Annotated in this window: 17 protein-coding genes; 6 read left to right on the top strand and 11 right to left on the bottom strand. The window is 71.6% G+C overall.

Annotated features, from left to right (window positions below):
• Positions 1–3 precede the first annotated feature (3 nt).
• A complete protein-coding gene (locus AB0B96_RS08570; protein WP_362897230.1) occupies positions 4–1,599 on the bottom strand; it encodes an ATP-binding protein in 1,596 nt (531 codons plus the stop codon).
• A gap of 163 nt (positions 1,600–1,762) precedes the next feature.
• On the opposite strand from AB0B96_RS08570, the gene AB0B96_RS08575 reads away from it, so the two are divergent.
• Positions 1,763–2,725: a pirin family protein gene (locus AB0B96_RS08575; RefSeq protein ID WP_362897231.1), complete on the top strand. Its 963-nt coding sequence runs from the start codon at positions 1,763–1,765 to the stop codon at positions 2,723–2,725.
• A 221-nt stretch (positions 2,726–2,946) separates the two neighbouring features.
• Entirely contained in the window at positions 2,947–4,356 is a 1,410-nt protein-coding gene (locus AB0B96_RS08580) for an NAD(P)/FAD-dependent oxidoreductase (protein ID WP_362897232.1), read from the top strand.
• Between the two features lie 90 nt (positions 4,357–4,446).
• Here AB0B96_RS08580 and AB0B96_RS08585 read toward each other — a convergent pair whose 3' ends face one another.
• Positions 4,447–5,562, bottom strand: a complete 1,116-nt coding sequence (locus tag AB0B96_RS08585; RefSeq protein ID WP_362897233.1) for a Xaa-Pro peptidase family protein — start codon at positions 5,560–5,562, stop codon at positions 4,447–4,449.
• A 292-nt stretch (positions 5,563–5,854) separates the two neighbouring features.
• On the opposite strand from AB0B96_RS08585, the gene AB0B96_RS08590 reads away from it, so the two are divergent.
• The 3 genes from AB0B96_RS08590 (at position 5,855) to AB0B96_RS08600 (ending at position 9,459) form a co-directional block, all read left to right on the top strand.
• Positions 5,855–7,003, top strand: coding sequence for a SpoIIE family protein phosphatase (locus AB0B96_RS08590; protein WP_362897234.1), 1,149 nt, complete (start codon positions 5,855–5,857; stop codon positions 7,001–7,003).
• Positions 7,004–7,020: 17 nt separating this feature from the next.
• Positions 7,021–7,923, top strand: coding sequence for a 5'-3' exonuclease H3TH domain-containing protein (locus AB0B96_RS08595; protein WP_362897235.1), 903 nt, complete (start codon positions 7,021–7,023; stop codon positions 7,921–7,923).
• A 108-nt stretch (positions 7,924–8,031) separates the two neighbouring features.
• The gene (locus tag AB0B96_RS08600; RefSeq protein ID WP_362897236.1) at positions 8,032–9,459 is read left to right on the top strand and encodes an RNB domain-containing ribonuclease; all 1,428 of its coding nucleotides are present in this window, start codon (positions 8,032–8,034) and stop codon (positions 9,457–9,459) included.
• Positions 9,460–9,580: 121 nt separating this feature from the next.
• Here the strand turns inward: AB0B96_RS08600 and AB0B96_RS08605 are convergent, their stop codons facing one another.
• The 7 genes from AB0B96_RS08605 to AB0B96_RS08635 all read right to left on the bottom strand — a co-directional run bounded on the left by AB0B96_RS08605 (position 9,581) and on the right by AB0B96_RS08635 (position 16,863).
• Complete coding sequence (locus AB0B96_RS08605; protein WP_362897237.1) at positions 9,581–12,310, bottom strand: DEAD/DEAH box helicase; 2,730 nt, start codon at positions 12,308–12,310, stop codon at positions 9,581–9,583.
• A gap of 139 nt (positions 12,311–12,449) precedes the next feature.
• Positions 12,450–13,325 carry a YegS/Rv2252/BmrU family lipid kinase gene (locus AB0B96_RS08610; protein ID WP_362897238.1) on the bottom strand — a complete coding sequence of 292 codons (876 nt, stop codon included), beginning with the start codon at positions 13,323–13,325 and terminating at the stop codon, positions 12,450–12,452.
• 17 nt (positions 13,326–13,342) lie between these two features.
• Positions 13,343–14,281, bottom strand: a complete 939-nt coding sequence (gene tatC / locus AB0B96_RS08615; protein WP_362897239.1) for a twin-arginine translocase subunit TatC — start codon at positions 14,279–14,281, stop codon at positions 13,343–13,345.
• Positions 14,282–14,339: 58 nt separating this feature from the next.
• Positions 14,340–14,675, bottom strand: coding sequence for a Sec-independent protein translocase subunit TatA (tatA, locus tag AB0B96_RS08620; RefSeq protein WP_350948313.1), 336 nt, complete (start codon positions 14,673–14,675; stop codon positions 14,340–14,342).
• Complete coding sequence (locus AB0B96_RS08625; RefSeq protein WP_362897240.1) at positions 14,675–14,929, bottom strand: hypothetical protein; 255 nt, start codon at positions 14,927–14,929, stop codon at positions 14,675–14,677. The genes tatA and AB0B96_RS08625 overlap by 1 nt, the downstream gene beginning before the upstream one ends.
• Positions 14,930–14,953: 24 nt before the next feature.
• A complete protein-coding gene (locus tag AB0B96_RS08630) occupies positions 14,954–15,910 on the bottom strand; it encodes a WYL domain-containing protein (RefSeq protein ID WP_350948311.1) in 957 nt (318 codons plus the stop codon).
• Complete coding sequence (locus AB0B96_RS08635) at positions 15,907–16,863, bottom strand: WYL domain-containing protein (protein WP_350948310.1); 957 nt, start codon at positions 16,861–16,863, stop codon at positions 15,907–15,909. Before AB0B96_RS08635 ends, AB0B96_RS08630 begins: the two co-directional genes overlap by 4 nt.
• 39 nt (positions 16,864–16,902) lie before the next feature.
• Between AB0B96_RS08635 and AB0B96_RS08640 the strand changes: the two genes are divergently transcribed.
• Entirely contained in the window at positions 16,903–18,018 is a 1,116-nt protein-coding gene (locus tag AB0B96_RS08640; protein WP_362897241.1) for a DUF3866 family protein, read from the top strand.
• Here the strand turns inward: AB0B96_RS08640 and AB0B96_RS08645 are convergent.
• Together AB0B96_RS08645 and AB0B96_RS08650 are read right to left on the bottom strand one after the other, a co-directional pair.
• Positions 17,964–18,440: a DUF3291 domain-containing protein gene (locus tag AB0B96_RS08645; RefSeq protein ID WP_362897242.1), complete on the bottom strand. Its 477-nt coding sequence runs from the start codon at positions 18,438–18,440 to the stop codon at positions 17,964–17,966. The two genes, AB0B96_RS08640 and AB0B96_RS08645, sit on opposite strands and share 55 nt — an antisense overlap.
• Before the next feature lie 32 nt (positions 18,441–18,472).
• On the bottom strand, positions 18,473–19,114 hold the full coding sequence (locus AB0B96_RS08650; RefSeq protein WP_350948308.1) for a transcriptional regulator: 642 nt from the start codon (positions 19,112–19,114) through the stop codon (positions 18,473–18,475).
• Positions 19,115–19,299: the final 185 nt, after the last annotated feature.

Here is a 19,299-nt window from a genome sequence, read left to right on the forward strand (position 1 = left end):
GTGTCACGGCACGGTCCCAACCGCGATCTCCGAAGAGTCCTCCTGCCGCTCCGGCGCGACGGCCTCGGCGGGGAACGTGATGACGAAGCGGGCGCCCTCGTCGTACTCGGTGTCCAGCCTGATCGTGCCGCCGTGCTGCTCCACGATCTTCCTGCAGAGCGCCAGGCCGATCCCCGTGCCCTCGTAGGCGTCCCGCTGGTGCAGCCTCTGGAAGATGATGAAGATCTTTTCTGCGAAGGTGGGCGAGATGCCGATGCCGTTGTCGGTGACGGTCATCCGCACCTCCCCGTCGATCCGCTCGGACTCGATCGTGACCCGGGGCGCGCGGTCGGGGTCGCGGAACTTCAGGGAGTTACCGATCAGGTTCTGCCAGAGCATCACGAACTGGGTCCGGTCACCGACGACCGCGGGCAGCTCACCGACCTCGATCTCGGCCCCTGACTCCTCCACCGCCGCGGAGAGGTTGGACAGAGCCCTGTCGATCACGTCGTTCAGGTCCATCTCGACGGGTTCCCTGGTGATCCGGCCCACCCGGGAGAAGGTCAGCAGCTCGTTGATGAGCACCTGCATGCGCTTGGCGCCGTCCACGGCGAAGTCGATGTAGGTGTTGGCCCTCTCGTCGAGCTGGGAGGCGTACCGCTGCTGGAGCATCTGACAGAAGGAGGCGATCTTCCGCAGCGGCTCCTGCAGGTCGTGTGAGGCCACGTAGGCGAACTGCTCCAGCTCCGCGTTGGAGCGCTTCAGCTCCTCGGCCTGGGCGGCGATCCGCAGCCGGGAGCCGCGTGCCTCCTCCAGTTCGTTGACGATACGCCCGCGCATCGCCTCCATGTCGTCGGCCAGCTCCGCGAGGTCGGCGGGGCCGCCGGTGTCCACGTGGTGCGCGAAGTCCCCCATGGTGACCCTGCGGGAGGCCTCGCGCAGCCGGGCCAGAGGGCCGAACACCGCGATCTTCAGCAACACCGCCACCGTGATGATGGTGATCAGGAAAGCGGCCAGGATGCCGAAGAAAGTGGCGTCCCTGACCGCGTGGGCGGCCTCCAGATCGGCACGGGCCGACTGCCTCGCCTGGCCCCAGGCGGTGTTCTGGACGTCGATCGCCTTTCTGACGGCGTCGAAGGAGCGCTTGCTCTCCTCCGACTGCTCGGCGCTCACGCTCTTGGGACTCTCGTCCCTGACCTTGGCGATCATCGGTTCCGCGTAGCGGGTCCGCCACTCGGCGGCCAGCCGTTCCACCTCCTGGAGCGCGCGCAGCGGTTCCGCGCCCGGCGCCAGCCGCCCGATCTGCGCCGACACGGCGAGCTCGTCGCGCCGCCCGTCCAGGTACGGCTGCAGGAACTCCTCCTTGCCGGTGAGGACGAAGCCCCGTACCCCGGTCTCCTGGTTCAGCAGGGTCGCCTGCAGGCGTTCGGCCTGGATCCTGCCCACCGAGATGTGGTCGATCAGCCTGGTGGACGCGGCCGCCGCGTTCCGCAGGACCGTGGCGCCGATGATCGCCGACAGCCCGAGCAACAGGGTCATGGCGAGCAGCACGACGTTGAACCACGTCTGCGCGCTCCAGCGGCTTTTGCGAGATCCGCTCGGAGGTGTCTCGGTGGTCATGCGGCCTCTCACTTCACGCGATGTCCGTCCCACCGGAGCGGTGGGCGACCGTTGGGGTGGACGAAAGATACCGGAACCGGACGCCGACCACGCACATGATCCCCACCCGGGGATTGTGCCACCCCGTGCCCGGCGGGACCGGATCGCACCGTACATTCGCACAATGAGCAACCTGGAAACGGATCCGCGGGAGTCGGCCTGCGGCGGCCTCGCGGACGTGTCGGCGAAACCGGTGAACGAGTTGCTGACCGGCCGGGACGTGGTGCTGGGCGGGCCCCGGGCGATGAAGGTCACCAGGACCCTGCCGAACCGGGACGTCAGGATGGTCGGCGCGTGGTGCTTCGTCGACCACTACGGTCCCGAGCGGGCGACGATGCACGTTCCCCCGCACCCGCACACCGGCCTGCAGACCGTCAGCTGGCTCGTGGAGGGCGAGGTCCTGCACCGCGACAGCCTCGGCAGCGAGCAGCTGATCAGGCCGGGCCAGCTCAACCTGATGACCGCCGGGCGGGCCATCTCCCACGCCGAGGAGTCGCCGGCCGAGGCCGTGCTGCACGGGGTCCAGCTGTGGGTGGCGCTCCCCGCCGCCGCCCGCGAGACCGCCCCGGCCTTCGAGCACCACCCGGCGCTGCCCACGCTGACCGCGGCGTCGTCGCCGGGCGTCACGGTGACCGTCATCATGGGCGAGCTGGGCGGTGTCACCTCCCCGGCGACGGTCCACACCCCGCTGGTCGGGGCGGAGATGACGCTGGAGGCGGGCGCCGGGACCTCGGTCCCGCTCCGTCCCGGCTTCGAGTACGCCGCGCTGGCCCTGTCCGGCACGGTACGGGTCGGCGAGACGGATCTCGCCCCCGGCCCGCTGCTCTACCTGGGCAGCGGGCGCTCGGAGCTGGCCGTGAGCGCCGAGGTGCCCGGGCGGCGGCTGCTCCTCGGCGGCGAGCCGTTCGAGGAGCGGATCGTCATGTGGTGGAACTTCGTCGGCCGCAGCCACGAGGAGATCGCCGGGTTCCGGCGGGAGTGGATGGAGGGCGAGGGGTTCGGCACGGTGCCCGGCACGGGAGCCGCCCCGCTGCCCGCCCCAGAGCTGCCCCTCACCCCCCTCAAGGCGCGCGGGCGCCGCCGCTGACCCCCGCTTTTCACACATCCCCCTGATCTACCTGGAACGACCGGAACGGAGGACAGGGCCGAAAGCGGAAAAGCCGGGGAAAGGCTGGACGGCCCGCGCACGAAGGCGACCCGCCACGGTCCTGAAGGCGTGACTCCGGCCGAGGGGTGCGAAGCTGGTACGACCGGCGTCGCCGGAGGCGGCGCGCGGTCGATGGGCCGGTTCTCTCTGGGAGGTAAGTCGTGTCGGACGAGTTCGACGTGGTGGTTGTGGGCGCGGGCCCCGCGGGCGAGAACGTCGCCGACCGCGCGGTCAAGGGAGGACTGACCGCCGCGATCGTCGAGAGGAACCTGGCCGGTGGCGAGTGTTCCTACTGGGCGTGCGTCCCCAGCAAGGCGCTGCTGCGCCCGGTGGAGCTGGTCGCCGAGGTCTCCCGGGTGCCCGGCCTGACGCTGGGCCCGATCGACACCGCCGCCGTGCTCGCCCGGCGCGACGAGGCGGTGTCCCACCTCGACGACGGCGGCCAGGCCGAGTGGATCAAGAGCGTGCCGGCGGAGTTCGTCCGCGGGCACGGGCGGCTGGACGGTCCCAAACGGGTCGCGGTCACCGCGAAGGACGGCTCGGTCCGCACGCTGACCGCCCGGCGGGCGGTCGTGCTGGCCACCGGCAGCGGCGCGGCCGTCCCGCCGATTCCCGGCCTGGCGGAGGCGTCACCGTGGACGAGCCACGAGGTGACGGCCGCGACGAGCGTTCCCGGACGGCTGGTCGTGCTGGGCGGCGGCGTGGTGGCCTGCGAGATGGCCCAGGCCATGCACGGGCTCGGCGCCCGGGAGACGACGGTGCTGGCGCGCGGCGGGCTGCTCGGCAGGATGGAGCCTTTCGCGGGTGAGCTGGTGGCCGAGTCGTTCGCCGAGGCGGGCATCACGGTGCGCACGGGCGTCCAGGTGACGAAGGTCGAGCGGCCCACGCCCGGGGGGCCGGTGACCGTCCACCTGTCCGAGGGCCCGCCCGTCGAGGCCGACGAACTGCTCGTGGCCACCGGCAGGCGTCCGGCGACCGGCGACCTCGGCATGGAGACCGTCGGCCTGGAGGCCGGGCGCTCGGTGGAGGTCGACGACAGCATGCGCGCGACCGGCGTCCCCGGCGACTGGCTGTACGCGGTGGGCGACGTCAACGGCCGCGCCCTGCTCACCCACATGGGCAAGTACCAGGCACGGGTGTGCGGCGACGTCATCGCGGCGCGGGCCAAGGGCGAAACCGACGACCTGCCGGGCCTGCGCGACGTGGCGGACGTATACGGCGCGCCGCAGGTGATCTTCACCGACCCGCAGGTGTGCTCGGTCGGCCGGACCGAGGCGCAGGCCCGCGCCGAGGGGTTCGACGTCCGGGCGGTCGAGTACGACCTGGGCAGGGTGACGGGGGCCTATCTGCAGGGTGACGGCTACCGGGGCAGGGCCAAGGCCGTCGTGGACGAGCGGCGCCGCGTGCTTCTCGGGGTGACCTTCGCCGGTCCGGCGGTGGGCGAGATGCTGCACTCGGCGACGATCGCCGTCGTCGCCGAGGTGCCCCTGGAGCGGCTCTGGCACGCGGTCCCGTCCTTCCCCACGGCCAGCGAGATCTGGCTGCGGCTGCTGGAGACCTACGGGCTCTGACCCGGCGTCCCGGCCGGGGGCCGACACGCTCCCGGTTCGGACCGCCGCCGGGACCGTGCGGCCGGTCACCGGCGCGCGGACCGCTCCGCCCTAGACGACCACCAGCTCGCGCGGGCGGTGGTTGACCCGCTCGCCACCCTCGTCGGTGCAGACGAGGATGTCCTCGATGCGGGCGCCGTGGGCTCCCGGCAGGTAGATGCCCGGCTCGACGGAGAAGGCGAAGCCGGACGCCAGCGGCTCGGCGTTGCCCGTGACGATGTAGGGCTCCTCGTGGGTCTCCAGGCCGATGCCGTGACCGGTGCGGTGGATGAAGTACTCGCCGTAGCCCTCGGCCGTGATCACCTCTCGCGCGGCGGCGTCGACCGCCTCGCACGGCACCCCAGGGCGCACGGCGTCGCAGGCGGCCTGCTGAGCGCGCCTGAGCACCTCGTAGTACTTCAGGAAACCCGCCGGAGGCTCGCCGACGGCGTAGACGCGCGTGGAGTCCGAGCAGTAGCCGTCGGGCATCTGGCCCCCGATGTCGACCACGATCGGCTCGCGCTCCCGCACGACGCGGTCCGACAGCTCGTGGTGCGGGCTGGCGCCGTTGGGCCCTGAGCCGACGATGACGAAGTCGACGGTGGAGTGACCGGTCGCGAGGATCGCCTCGGTGATGTCCCTGCCGATCTCGCGCTCGGTCCTGCCTGCCCGCAGGAAACCGGGCACCTGGGCGTGGACGGCGTCGATCGCGGCCCCCGCCCTGCGCAGCGCCGCCACCTCTGCCGGGGTCTTGCGCATCCTCAGCCCGCGCAGGACGGTCCCGGCGAGCACCTGCTCGGCCCCGGGGATCGCGTCGCGCAGGCGCAGCGACTGCATCGCCCACATCCGGTCGGCGAGGCCGACCTTGCGGACCGGGCCCAGCCGCCGGCCGACGACCGCGTACGGATCGTCGGTCTCGTCCCACGGGACGAACTCGACGCCGAGCCGCGACGCCGGGGAGCGCTCGGCCGCCGGCAGCTCCAGGCGGGGCACCATCAGGAACGCCTCGCCCTCGGCCGGCAGCACCAGGCAGGTGAGCCGCTCCAGCGGCAGCGCCTCGTAACCGGTCACGTAGCGAAGGTCGGGGCCTGGCGTGAGCAGCAGCGCGTCGAGCCCGGCGGCGGCGGTCGCCTCGCGGACGGCGGCCAGGCGGGTCACGGGATAGAGATCAGAGGGCTCCGTCGTCACGCCGACCAATCTAATCCCCGGCGGAACGGCGACGCATCCGGGCCCCGCCCCGGAACCGAAAGTCAGGGAAAGGAAGGCACGAGAGCAGCCTCACCACTACAATCTGTTGAAGTACGATCACACTTTGTTGGCAAAGTATCCATAAAGCCACACATCGAGAGCGAGCTACATGGTCGGCGTAGTGGGCGGCCACCAGCCACCCCTCCACCCACGAAACGACCAGGTGACCGGTCCGGCCTCATCGACCGCCGCTGAGACGGCACAGCGGTCACGCGGTGAACCGGACGAGCACATGGCCGTTGAGCGACACCTCCTCACCGCACGCCTCGCGCACGCGGAGCGCATGGGTGAGATGGGCTGGGCCGAGTGGGATCTCCAGACCGGAGAGTCCACCTGGTCCGATCAGGCGTACACCATATTCGGCCGCGCCCCCGGCGACGGCCCGATCCACCTGCGTGACCTGGTCGGTCACGTCGAGGCGGCCGACCGGCCCGACCTCGACCGGCTGCTGTGGTCCGTCGTGCACCGGGCCCAGGCCGGGGAGGCCGAGTTCCGCATCCGCCGCCGCGGTGAGCTGCGCCACCTGCGCGCCGCGCTCGACCCCGTCGTGAGCGACGGGCATCTCAGCGTGCACGGCGTCGTCCAGGACATCACCGGCCGCCGCCGCGCCGAGCGGATCATGTCGGAGTCGCGCAGCAAGCTGCTGCGGATCCGTGAGCAGGTCGCGGAGGAGCACGACATGAGCGTGACCCTGCGCGAGGCGATCATGCCGGGCCTGGGAGACAGCATCGACCTGCCGCACGCGCGCATCGCGGTCCGCTACGTCGCGGCCGGGATCGACCCCGGCCTGGGCGGCGACTGGTACGACGCCGTTCCCCTCGCCGACGGCAGGGTGCTGCTCGCCATCGGCGACGTGTCCGGACACGGGATGCCCGCGATCTCCCAGATGGCCCAGCTGCGCCACGCCCTGATCGGCCTCGCGATGACCGGCCACTCCCCCGCCAGGCTGCTCGCCTGGCTCAACGACCTCGTGCTGCACCGGATGCCCGAGACGACGGCGACCGCGGTCGTCGGCCATCTCGACCCGGACACCAGGACGTTCACCTGGGGGCAGGCGGGGCACCCCGCGCCGATCCTGGTCCGTGAGGGGACGGCCACCCAGCTCGACCCGCCCGCCGGGGTGCTGCTGGGCGCCACCCCTGACGAACCGTACGAGACGGCCGGGGTCGAGCTGCGGGAGGGTGACCTCCTGCTGCTGTTCACCGACGGGCTGGTGGAGCGGCGCACCCGCGACATCGACGAGGGACTCGCGCTGACCATGGAGGCCGCGGCCCTGCTACGAGGAGACCCGGACAACGGGCTCGACCGGCTCATCGAGGTGATCGGCGGCCCCAACCCCGAGGACGACACCTGCGTTCTGGCGATCGGAGTGCTCGGCTGATTGGTTAAATGGTCGCCATGCCCGGCCTGATGCTCCTTGACACCCCCTCGCTGTACTACCGCGCCTTCTACGGCATCCCCGAGTCGATGACCGCCCCCGACGGGATGCCCGTCAACGCGGTGCGCGGCGTCATCGACATGATCGCCATGTTGGTCCGGCGGCACTCCCCCACCGAACTCGTCGCCTGCATGGACGCCGACTGGCGCCCGGCCTTCCGGGTGGCGGCCATCCCGACGTACAAGACCCATCGGCTCGTCGAGGGCGGTGCCGAGGAGACTCCCGACACGCTCGCCCCGCAGGTGCCGGTGATCGAGCGGGTGCTCGACGCGGTGGGCATCGCCCTCGTCGGTGTTCCCGGCTACGAGGCCGACGATGTGATGGGCACGTTCACCACGCGCGCGAGCGGTCAGGTCGACGTCGTCACCGGCGACCGCGACCTGTTCCAGCTGGTCGACGACTCCCGGCCGGTCCGGATCCTCTACACCGCGAGGGGGGTCAAGAACCTCCAGCTGGTCGACGAGGCCGCCGTCACCGAGAAATACGGTGTCCCGGGCCGCTCGTACGCCGACTTCGCCACCCTGCGCGGCGACCCCAGCGACGGGCTGCCGGGCGTGCCGGGGGTGGGCGACAAGACCGCCGCGGCCCTGATCACCCGGTTCGGCTCGCTGGAGGCGCTGCTGCGGGCCCTCGACGGGGGCGAGGGAGGCGGCGACCTGACCGCCGGGCAGCGCGCCAGGCTGTCGGCGGCCCGCGACTACCTGCGGGTGGCCCCCGAGGTGGTCCGGGTCGCCCGCGACGTCCCCCTTCCCGAGGCGGACATCGCGCTTCCCGCCAAGCCCCGTGATCCGGAGGCGCTCGCGGCCCTGAGTGAGCGCTATGGCCTGTCCGGGCCGCTGGAGCGCCTGACCTCGGCGCTCTGACGGCTCATCCCCCGCCTTCCCGCCTCCGACCTGCTCTTCCGCCGTGCCGATCACCGTCGCCCCGACCGGCCGGTGAGCAGTCCGCCGCGAGCCGGTAGGTTGCTCCCTGTGCCTCACAAGAGCATCCTGGTGCCCGAAAGGGCCCATCCACGGCTCGGCGACGGTTTCGAGCGGATCCGCCGTGAGATGAAACTGCCCGACGGATTTCCCCGGGCGGTGATCGACGAGGCCGAGTGGGTCGCCGAGGTGCCCGCCCTGCCCCGGCTGGACCGTACCGACCTGCCCCTGATCACCATCGACCCTCCGGGCGCGATGGACCTCGACCAGGCCGTGCACCTGGAGGAGCGGTCCGGCGGCTACCGCGTCTGGTACGCCATCGCCGACGTCGGGGCGTTCGTCAGGCCCGGTGGCGCGATCGACGCCGAGGCCCGCCTCCGCGGCGAGACGGTCTACCTGCCCGACGGGCGCGTGCCGCTGCATCCGCCCGTCCTGTCAGAGGGTGCCGCCAGCCTGCTGCCGGGGGTGACCCGGCCCGCCGCGCTGTGGTGCGTCGACCTGGACGCCGAGGGCCTGATCGTCGGCGCGGACGTGAGCAGGGCACTGGTACGCAGCCGCGAGCGGCTCGACTACGACTACGCGCAGGCCGCGGTCGACACCGGCACCGCCGACGGCACTCTTCGGCTGCTGGCCGAGATCGGCCGGCTCAGACTCGCCCAGGAGCGGGCCAGGGGCGGCGTGACGCTGCCCACCCCCGACCAGGAGGTCGTCCCGGAGAAGAACGGCTACCGGGTCGAGTTCCGCGCCCCGCTCGCCGCCGAGGCGTGGAACGCGCAACTCTCGCTGCTGACGGGCATGGCCGCCGCCTCCATGATGCTGGACGCCGAGATCGGCCTGCTGCGGGTGCTCCCGCCCGCCCCCGCCGAGAGGATCACCCAGGTCCGCCGGGTGGCCGCCGCGCTGGGCGTGCCCTGGCCCGAGGGTGCCGGGTACGGCGACGTCGTCCACTCCCTCGACCCAAGGATCCCCGAGCAGGCCGCGTTCCTGCAGGAGTCGACGGTGCTGCTGCGCGGCGCCGGATACGTCGCCTTCAACGGCGAGCCGCCCGCGCAGGCGGAGCACGCCGCCGTGGGGGCACCGTACGCGCACGTGACCGCTCCGCTGCGCCGCCTCATCGACCGCTACGCCACGGAGATCTGCCTGGCCATCGCGGCGGGCGAGCCGGTGCCCCAGGAGATCCAGCGGACCATGGGCGAACTGCCGGAGATCATGCATGCCACCGGGCGCCGCGCGGGCGGCGTCGAGCGGGCGTGCGTGGACCTGGTGGAGGCATTCGTCCTGCGCGAGCGGGTGGGCCAGACGTTCGACGCCGTGGTGATCGACGTGGCCGAGGACCGGCCGTGGGGTCAGGTGCAGGTCACCGACCCCGCGGTGGTGGCCCGCTGCGACGGCGAAGGGCTCCCGCTGGGAGAGGCCGTACGCGTGCGGCTGACACGCGCCGACCCGGCCACCCGCGAGGTCCGCTTCAGCCTGGCCTGACCCGTTCCCGGACTCGACCGAGATCCCGCGAAGCTCTCCACCGGGCCTCCGCGGCGGGTTTCCGGCCGCGGAGGTCCGCCGGAGAGGCCGGAAAGGAGGGAAACAGGTCGGCGGCAGGAGCTCAGGTCAGGGACGAGTAGGCCACCACCCCGCGCCGCAGGGCGTCCATCGACTTGCCCGCGGTCTGCTTCACCTTGCTCCCCGCCGGGGCCGCGTCGGAGATCTGACCGAGGAGGTCGAGCAGCTGCTTGGTCCAGCGGACGAAGTCTCCCGCGGCCAGTTCCGCGCCGGGCACGCCGTCACGGAGCACGGCGTCCAGGCTGTGACCCTTGGCCCAGCGGAAGGCCGCCCAGGCGAAGCCGAAGTCGGGCTCCCTGATGAACGACAGGCCGTGGTCGCTCTCGATCGACTCCAGCTCACCCCACAGGCGCACCATGTCCGCCAGCGTCTTCTGAGCCGCTCCCCCGGGGATCCTGGGCTGGCGGGCGTCGTCGGCCTGCCGCGACTCGAAGACCAGCGACGACACGCACGCGGCCAGCTCGGCCGGGTCCAGGTTGTTCCAGAGTCCCGCGCGCAGGCACTCGGCGGTCAGCAGGTCCAGCTCGGTGTAGAGCTGGGCCAGGCGGCGGCCCTCCGCGGTGACGCTCTCACCGTCGAGGTAGCCGAGCTGGTCGAGCACCCCGCAGACCTTGTCGAAGGTGCGGGCGATGACGTGGGAGCGGCCCTCGACCCTGCGGCGCAGGCCCTCGGTCTCGCGGAGCAGCTTGTAGTAGCGCTCGGCCCAGCGGGCGTGGTCCTCGCGCTCGTCACACCCGTGACAGGGATGCCGGCGGATCTCGGTGCGCAGCCGGTTGATCTCGTCGTCCTCCGCGGCGTGGTCGCGTGCCCGCACGGGCTTGCCGAAGTCACGGTCGCCGATCTTGGCGTGCACCGAGGAGACCAGGTTGGCCCGCTCCTTGGGCGAGCGGGCGTTGAAGTTCTTCGGGATGCGCAGGTGCTCGACCGGCTCGACCGGGACGGGAAAGTCGGCCGGTGACAGCTTCTTGACCTGCTTGCCGATGGTCAGCACCAGCGGGGAGGGCCCCTCTCCCCGGGAGTTGAGGCCGGGGTCGAGGACGACGGCCAGACCGGCCCTGCGCCCGCCGGGCACCCTGATGATGTCACCCGGCTTGAGCGCCTCCAGCGAGCGCAGCGCCTGCGTCCTGCGGGCCGCGCCGCGCCGGCGCGACAGCTCGGCCTCCCGGTCGGACAGGGCCCTGCGCATCGCGGCGTACTCCTCGAAGTCGCCCAGATGGCAGGTCATCGCCTGGCGGTAGCCCTCCAGGGCCTCCTCCGCTCGGCGCACCTGCTTGGCGATGCCCACCACGGCCCGGTCGGCCTGGAACTGCGCGAACGAGGACTCCAGGAGGGTCCTGGCCCGCTCCCTGCCCACCTGGCCGACGAGGTTGACGGCCATGTTGTAGGAGGGACGGAAGCTGGAGCGCAGCGGGTAGGTGCGGGTGCTGGCCAGGCCGGCGACCTGGAGCGGGTCGGTGCCCGGCTGCCACTGGACGACCGCGTGGCCCTCCACGTCGATGCCTCGGCGCCCGGCCCGTCCGGTGAGCTGGGTGTACTCGCCGGGGGTGAGGTCGGCGTGGGTCTCGCCGTTCCACTTGTCGAGTTTCTCGATCACCACGGAGCGGGCGGGCATGTTGATGCCCAGCGCGAGCGTCTCGGTGGCGAACACGGCCTTGACCAGGCCCCGGGTGAACAGTTCCTCGACGACCTCCTTGAAGGCGGGGAGCATCCCAGCGTGGTGGGCGGCCAGGCCGCGCTCCAGGGCGTCGCGCCACTCCAGGTAGCCGAGCACACCCAGGTCCTCGTCGGGCAGGTGCGCGGTGCGCTCGTCGACGATCTGCCGGATCTCGTGACGCTCGGCGTCGGTGGTGAGCCGGATGCCGTCATGCAGGCACTGCATGACGGCGGCGTCGCAGCCCGCCCTGGAGAAGATGAACGTGATCGCGGGCAGCAGGGCGTCGGCGTCCAGGCGCTCGATGGCCGCGGCACGGTCCGGCGGACCGTTCCTGCGAGGACGTGAGTAGCCGCGGCGCCCCCTGCCGTACGCCTGGCGCTCCTCGTCCTTGGCGATGCGCAGGAGGTTGGGGTTGATCTGCGGGCGCCGGTCGTCGTCTCCGGTGACGAACAGGTCGTAGAGGCGGCTGCCGACGAGCATGTGCTGCCAGAGCGGGACCGGGCGGTGCTCGTCGACGATGACGCTGGTGTCGCCGCGGACCTCTCCCATCCACTCGCCGAACTCCTCGGCGTTGCTGACCGTGGCCGACAGGGCGACCAGGCGCACCGACTCGGGCAGGTGGATGATCACTTCCTCCCAGACCGCGCCGCGGAACCGGTCGGCGAGGTAGTGGACCTCGTCCATGACCACGAAACCGAGCCCCGCCAGGGTGGAGGACCCGGCGTAGAGCATGTTGCGCAGCACCTCGGTCGTCATGACGACGATGGGAGCCTCGCCGTTGACGCTGTTGTCGCCGGTGAGCAGGCCCACCTTGTCGATGCCGTATCGCTTGACCAGGTCGTTGTACTTCTGGTTGGACAGCGCCTTGATCGGGGTGGTGTAGAAGCACTTGCGGCCCTCGCGCAGGGCGAGATGCACCGCGAACTCGCCCACGACGGTCTTGCCCGAGCCGGTGGGCGCCGCCACGAGGACTCCGTCACCGGCCTCCAGGGCCCGGCAGGCGTCGAGCTGGAAGTCGTCCAGCTCGAAGTCGTAAAGACCGCGGAACGAGGTCAGCGCCGGCCCGCTCTCGGCCTGGCTCTGACGGAAGGCAGCGTATCGTTCCGCTGGGGTCGTCATGGCTCCAGCCTACCGATATCGGGATTCCGGCCCGTCCCCCTTCTCCCCGGATCCCGTCGATCGCGCGGGCCACCCCGGCGGGCCGTCCGGGCGGCGCCGCACGGTCCTCGTCCAGGACCGTCGGCGTACGTCGGCGGCCCTAGACGAGGACCGCCAGCGCGCCGGGGACGATCTCGCATGTCAGCGGGGTGGGGCCGATCCGCTCGCCGTCGGCGTAGGCGATCACTCCTTGGGCCTCCAGGGTCACCCGGCGGGCGCGGAGCATGGTGACGGCGGGATGGGCGCCGTGGGAGCCCCGGTAGACGCGGGGGAAGGTGCGCAGGAACTCCATCTTGGGGATGGCCCCGAGGATCGTCACGTCCAGCAGGCCGTCGTCGGGGACCGCGCCGGGACACACGCGCATGCCCGCGCCGTAGGAACGGGTGTTGCCGACCGCGACAAGCATCGCCTCACGCTCGACGATCTCGTCGTCCAGGCCGATCCTGAACGGGATGGGCCGGAAGGAGCGCAACTCCTCGGCGAGGGCGACAAGATATCTCGCCATACCCGGCGGCCAGGTCATGGTGTTGGCCCGCTCGTTGACCCGGGAGTCGAAGCCACAGGCCAGCACCCCGGCGAACCACTCGTCCTCGCCCGCCTTCACGGCGTCGACCGTGCGCACCCGCCCGCGCAACACGGTGTCGGCCGCGGCGAGCGGCGCCTTCAGCGGGATGCCGAGCGCGGCGGCGATGTCGTTGCCCGTGCCCACGGGGATGACGCCCAGTGGTACGCCGCTGCCCGCGGCCGCCTGGACGGCGAGGTGGACCAGGCCGTCGCCGCCGAAGGCCACCAGCGCCTCCGGCTCCTCGGCAACGGCCGTGCAGGCGCGTTCCAGCGCGTCGGAGGCGGAGTCTCCGAGGATCACCGAGACCTCGCGTCCACCCTGCCGCAGGCGGTCGAGCACCGGGGAGAGCAGCCCCCGGGAACGGCCGCCGCGGGCGGCGGGGTTGACGAGGACTGCGATCTCTGCGGGCACAGACCGGAACTTATCCGCTATTTGCCGGGATCGGGGTCGGTCGTTCTCGAATCGATAGGAGCCGGATCGTCGACCGGGGTCACGGCACCCACGGGCGAGACGTCGTCGTCGAGCGAGGAGGCCTCGTCGTCGGAGAGGTGGGAGAAGTCCTCACCCTTGGACTGTCTCTTCTCCCTGAGATACATGAACCCCTCGGCCAGACCGAACAGCAGCACCATCGGCAGGGCGAGCGCGATCATTGTGAACGGGTCGCCGCCGGGGGTGGCGACCGCGCCGAAGACGAACATGAGGAAGATGACCATGCGGCGGTGCTTGGACACCAGCGAGCGCGGCAGCACCCCGATGATGTTCAGGAACACCATGAGCAGCGGCAACTCGAAGGAGATGCCGAACACGATGATCATGATCAGCGCGTAGCTGAGATACTCGTTGATCGTGAGGCCGGTCAGCGTTCCCGGAGGGGCGAAGCCCAGCAGGATCGACAGGCCCGTGTCCATCACGAAGTAGGCCAGCGCGGCGCCCGCGAGGAACAGCGGGACGGCCAGCACCATGAACAGGATCGAGTAGCGCTTCTCGTTGCGGTACAGGCCCGGGGTGACGAAGCCCCAGATCTGCCAGAGCCAGATCGGCGAGGAGACCACGAGGCCGAACATCGCGGCGACCTTGAGGTTCACGAAGAAGGAGTCGAAGACGCCGAGGATCAGCATCGTGCACTGCCCCGGCCTCAGCTCCTGCGCCTGGGGAAGCCCGCAGTAGGGAGCCGACACGAACTGCCAGATCGGGTCGAAGAAGATGAAACCGACGATGGTGCCGGCGACCAGACCGAGCAGGGCGATGACCAGCCGGTTACGCAGCTCGCGCAGGTGCTCCATGAGCGGCATGCGGCCGTCGCCCGCCTCTGCGGGCGACGGTGCCGCCCCGTTCCGGCCCGATTTGGGCCACTTCAGCAGCGCCATTCGCGAATCCTGGGGTGACGAGTCGAGTGATGGGGGTAGATCTTCAGGCTACCGCCGATCACTGCTGCTTGGGCGCTCCGGCCTGGGCGCGCAGCCGGGCGGCCTGCTCCTCGAGGCGGCGGGCCTCCTCCTCGACGCTCAGCGCGGGAGCCGGAGGCTGCGTCGCCGCCGGGATCGACTGCGGCGCCGGGGCGGCGGGCTGGGGCTGCGCCTGGACGACCGTGGCGGTCGCGGTCTCCGTCTCGTCCTCGTCGCGGAGCTTGGCGGTCTCCGACTTGAAGATGCGCAGCGACCGGCCGAGCCCGCGGGCGGCTTCCGGCAGCTTCTTGGCACCGAAGAGCAGCACCAGGATCAGGCCGATGATGATCAGCTCAGTGGGTCCGAGGTTGGGCATTACACATCCTTACGCCGGGCGACGTGCGGTCTTTGCCTCCGATCGTACGCTCCCCCGGCGACAGACTCATCCCTTTGGCCCCGCGCGATCGCCGTACGCTCGCCGAACAGGACCCGAACGGGCTCCAGTCTCCCCTCCGTCCGATCGACCTCACGGCTCAGCGCGGCGGCCGCGCGCAGCACGCGAACGGCGAGGAAACCCAGCAGGGCAAGCCCTCCGAAGGCGAGTGAGACCGCGGCGATGATCCAGCTCATGTCGGGAGACTCCGGCTTCGTACATCAGGAAAGCGACTCATAACGATTCAGCGCGGCGGTGGCCGCGGCCCGGACGCTCTCGTCCAGCGAGGCCGGAGAGACCACCCTGCCGGTGTCCCCGAGGCGCAGCGCCAGGCGTACCAGCCACCCCTGGTCCCTGGCCCGCAGGGCCACCCGCACCCGGCCCTCGCCGAGCTCGGTGACCCGCTCGCACGGGTAGTACTCGGCGACCCAGCGGCCCGCGGGGGTGAGTTCGAGCTCCACCAGCTCGTCGGTCGGCGAGGGCCGGAACACCCCGGGCGTCACCTCGTCGGCCACGGCGTCCGCGGGCGGGTCGGCGGGCACGTCGAGCACGTCGACGGAGAGCATCCGGTCCAGCCGGAACAGCCGGACCGCCTCGGCCCGGTAACACCAGCCCGACAGGTAGGGGCGGCCGTCCACGACGACCAGGCGCATCGGATCGACCTCACGCGGGGTGATCTCATCGCGTCCCGGCACGTAGTAGCGCAGCGACAGCCGTCTGCCGCGCCGCAGCGCCTCGTTGACGACGGGCAGCGCGTCGGGCGCAGCGTCGACCTCCACCGCGACCTGGCTGCTGACCGCCGCGGCGCCCTCGCCCGAGGCCCGCTCGAACTTGGCGATGACCCGGGCCAGCGCGTCGCGCTCGCCGAACTCCGGCATCTCGGCGAGCAGGCGCAGGGCGACCAGCAGGGCACTGGCCTCGTCCACGCCCAGCCGCAGCGGGCGGGCGATGGTCTCGGCGTTGTCGATGACGATCTCCCCGCCGTCCCACGACACGTCGATCAGGTCGCCGGGGGTGTGGCCGGGCAGCCCGCACATCCACACCAGCTGCAGGTCGTCGATGAGCTGCTTCTCGCTCAGCCCGAAGATCTTCGCGACCTCGGGCACCTGTGCCCCGGGGTGCGACATCAGGTAGGGCACCAGTGCGAGCAGCCTGGGCAGGCGGTCGGCCGTGCTCACGCGAGAGCTCCCTTCAGGCGGCAGATGACCGCGTCACGGGCGTCCGGGGGGCCGACGACCTCCGCGTCCGCGGCGAAACCCACGATCCATCCGGCCAGCCTGCCGGGGTCGGTGAAGTCGACGTCCAGCTCGTCCCAGTCCTCGCCGGCGGGCCGCACCGCCTTCGCCACCTGGCGCAGCCCCTGGCAGGTGTCCCGCCTGACCCGGATGAGGGCGGTGCGCTCGCGCACGGCGGCGTCGCTGTAGACGACCATGGACTTGATGTCGACGTCCTCGGGCACCACCACCGAACCCGGGCGGCCGAGGGTGGTGACCGGCCCGCTGATGCGGCTGAGCCGGAAGACCCTCGGCGCCTCCCGGTCGCGGTCGTGGCCGACCATGTACCAGCGGCCCCGGCGGCTGACGACGCCCCACGGCTCCACCGTGCGGGTCAGCACGTTCTGGCTCGCCGCCGCCCGGTAGGCGAAGCGGACCGCGCGCCGGTCGCGCACGGCCTCCCACAGCGCGGGAAAGGACGGGTCCTGGGTGTCGACGCGCAGCTCCAGCGCGCCGCCGAGCACCCCGTGGGCCTCGTCGGTCTGCACGCCCCCCGCGCGCAGCTTCAGCAGGGCCCCGCTGGCCGCCTCGGCCAGGCTGGCCCGCTGCCACACCTGTGCCGCCAGGCCGACCACGGCGGCCTCGTCGGGCTCCAGGGTGATCTCCGGCAGCTCGTACGCCGAGCGGACGATCCGGTATCCGGGATCCTCCTCCCACGGGTCCTTGTGGACCTCGATCGGGATGCCTATCTCCCGCAGCTCGTTCTTGTCCCGCTCGAACATCCGCTGGAAGGCCTCGTCGTTGTCGGCGTCGTAACCGGGCACCGCCTGGCGGATGTGCTCGGCACTGAGCGGCCGCCGCGTGGCCAGCAGGCAGATCACGAGATTGAGCAGCCGCTCGGTCTTCCGGCGCGACATCCGGCCTCCTTCCTGTTCGAGTGACGCTACCCTTCCCCCGTGATCAGATGGCGCAGGGGCGAGGTCGTACGGATCCGGCGCGAATGGCCGGGGGCGGTGGAACTCGACGTGACCACCGAGGACGGTGAGGCGCGCGCGCTCGCCTACCCGGCCCTGGTGGGACGTCCCGAGCCCGGTGACGTGGTGCTGCTCAACACGACCGCGCTCGCGATGGGTCTCGGTACGGGAGGTTACGCCATGGTGGTGGCTGTCCCCGACCGTTTGCCACAAGATCCTCAAGGCCCCGGACACCTGGTGAAGGCACGCTACACCCCGTTGCAGGCCACCGTCCTCGGCGCGGACGAGCAGGATTCGCCCTTCCACGAGGTCCTGCGCGACGCGGACTCCGTGGACGGCATGCCGGTGATCGTCGCCGACCTGCACTCGGCCCTGCCCGCGATCCTCTGCGGCCTGTACGGCCAAAACCCCCCGCAGCCTGGCGAAACTCAGAAAACCGATGGCCCGGAGCGCGGCAGACCCCTCAGGGTCGCCTACGTGATGCTCGACGGCGGCGCGCTGCCCGCCTGGTTCTCCATGTCGTGCGCACGGCTGCGGGAGACCGGCTGGCTGTGCGGGGTCGTCACCGTGGGCCAGGCGTTCGGCGGCGACGTGGAGGCGGTGACCCCGCACACGGGTCTGCTGGCGGCCAGGCACGTCCTGGAGGCCGACGTCGCGATCGTCACCCAGGGACCGGGCAATCTGGGCAGCGGCACCCGCTGGGGTTTCTCCGGAGTCTCGGCCGGCGAGGCGGTCAACGCCGCCGCCGTCCTGGGAGGCCGCCCGGTGGCGGCGCTGCGGGTCAGCGAGGGCGACCTGCGCGAGCGCCACATCGGGGTCTCGCACCACTCGCTCACCGCCTACGGCCGGGTGGCGCTCACCCCGGCCCACGTCGCCGTGCCCGTGCTGCCCGGCGACTTCGGCAGGCGGGTGGCCGAGCAGTCACGCCCGCTCGCCGCCCGCCACGAGCTGGTCGAGGTGGCGGTGGACGGTCTGTACGAGGCGCTCCAGGGATCTCCGGTGCGCCTGTCCACGATGGGCCGGGGTCTGGACGAGGACCTCGCCTACTTTCTCGCCTCGGCCGCCGCCGGGCGCCACGCGGCCTCGCTGCTGTCGTAGAAGTCCTTGAAGGTGAAGGCCTCCGGGGTGGGGCCTTCGGCCCTCAGCCTCTCCAGACGCTCCATCCCCTCGGGAAGGGTCGGCTCGTACCCCTCGGGGATCCACCACATCACCGAGTACGGCTGCGCGATGCGCAGGAACCACTCCCTGCGCCGCTGCAGGAACGCCAGGTGGTCGCTGCGGTAGACGTACTCCCACAGCGCGTCACGCGACCGCCACACGGAGTAGTTGATCAGCAGGTGGTCGCCGTACATGTGCTCGACCGTGTCCTCGGGACCGTCACCCCCCTTGAGGCGCCACACGAAGCCGGGGTCGGCCTCGGCCAGCCGGTTGAGAGGTTCGAGGCCCGCCATGAAGGAGGCGAGTTCGAGGGAGTCCTTGGGCGCGCGCATGTGGGCGACGTTCATCTGGGCCAGGTGCATGGGCACAGCAGATCATCCACAGTCCTTCTATGTCAATCTTCATTATTTTTAGAAAAGGCGACGCAGCACTCCCCGGGCCGTGGGTCCAGCCTGGCCGTCGAGGCGTCCTGACCGAGCGCGTCGAGCATCCCCCGGCACAATCCCAAATTCACCGAGCAGACCAGCAGCGGATGCTCCTCGGCGGGCACGTGGAACGGGCAGTTGCGCAGCCGCACCCGGCCGTCCTCCTCGTAGGGCTCGTATCCGCGCCGCCGCAGCACACCGGCGAGATCCTCCCCCTGCTCGGCGAACCGGGCCCCCGCACGCCGGGCGACCTGCTCGGCCCTCTCGTCCCCGCCGAGCGACTCCACCGCCTCCGCCAGCACCAGGGCGAGGGTCCGGTAGTCCCTGGCGGGCACGTTGACCTGCCACTCCCCCCGCGCCCTGCGATACACCTTCGCCGGCCTGCCGCTGCCGGGCCCCGTCCGCTCCGTCAACCGCCGGAACCCGCTCTCGAGCAGGCCCGCCTCGACGAGCCTGTCGAGGTGGAAGGCGGCCAGGGTCCGCTGCACCCCCACCGCCTCGGCCGCCTCGTTACGTCCCACGTCATGGCGCTGGAAGGCCACGTAGTCGTAGACGGCCCGGCGCACCGGGTCGTGAAGTATCGCCACCGTGTCGAGATCGTCGCCGCTCACAGGCGGATTGTAGGCCGAGGTCGCGGACTTCACGCCTCCGCCCGTACGGGACCCGGCGGGCGGGAACGCGGCCGCCCTTTCCTGGACACGAGACCGGGCGGACGACGCCGACGCCCGGTCCTGACCTGGACCTGGCCTCGGCCGAGCCCTGAACCGGAAAAGCACGGAGCCCGGCCGTACGCGTA

Origin of the sequence: Streptosporangium sp. NPDC049046, from assembly GCF_040649155.1 — a bacterium.
In the GTDB taxonomy this organism is placed as follows: domain Bacteria; phylum Actinomycetota; class Actinomycetes; order Streptosporangiales; family Streptosporangiaceae; genus Streptosporangium.

What these genes read in the sequence shown, in the direction of transcription:
- tatC (WP_362897239.1), bottom strand. Translation starts at nt 14,281, where the DNA reads ATGGCGCTGCTGAAGTGGCCCAAATCGGGCCGGAACGGGGCGGCACCG.
- AB0B96_RS08575 (WP_362897231.1), top strand. Translation starts at nt 1,763, where the DNA reads ATGAGCAACCTGGAAACGGATCCGCGGGAGTCGGCCTGCGGCGGCCTC.
- tatA (WP_350948313.1), bottom strand. Translation starts at nt 14,675, where the DNA reads ATGCCCAACCTCGGACCCACTGAGCTGATCATCATCGGCCTGATCCTG.
- AB0B96_RS08570 (WP_362897230.1), bottom strand. Translation starts at nt 1,599, where the DNA reads ATGACCACCGAGACACCTCCGAGCGGATCTCGCAAAAGCCGCTGGAGC.
- AB0B96_RS08635 (WP_350948310.1), bottom strand. Translation starts at nt 16,863, where the DNA reads ATGTCGCGCCGGAAGACCGAGCGGCTGCTCAATCTCGTGATCTGCCTG.
- AB0B96_RS08605 (WP_362897237.1), bottom strand. Translation starts at nt 12,310, where the DNA reads ATGACGACCCCAGCGGAACGATACGCTGCCTTCCGTCAGAGCCAGGCC.
- AB0B96_RS08645 (WP_362897242.1), bottom strand. Translation starts at nt 18,440, where the DNA reads ATGCACCTGGCCCAGATGAACGTCGCCCACATGCGCGCGCCCAAGGAC.
- AB0B96_RS08595 (WP_362897235.1), top strand. Translation starts at nt 7,021, where the DNA reads ATGCCCGGCCTGATGCTCCTTGACACCCCCTCGCTGTACTACCGCGCC.
- AB0B96_RS08590 (WP_362897234.1), top strand. Translation starts at nt 5,855, where the DNA reads ATGGCCGTTGAGCGACACCTCCTCACCGCACGCCTCGCGCACGCGGAG.
- AB0B96_RS08625 (WP_362897240.1), bottom strand. Translation starts at nt 14,929, where the DNA reads ATGAGCTGGATCATCGCCGCGGTCTCACTCGCCTTCGGAGGGCTTGCC.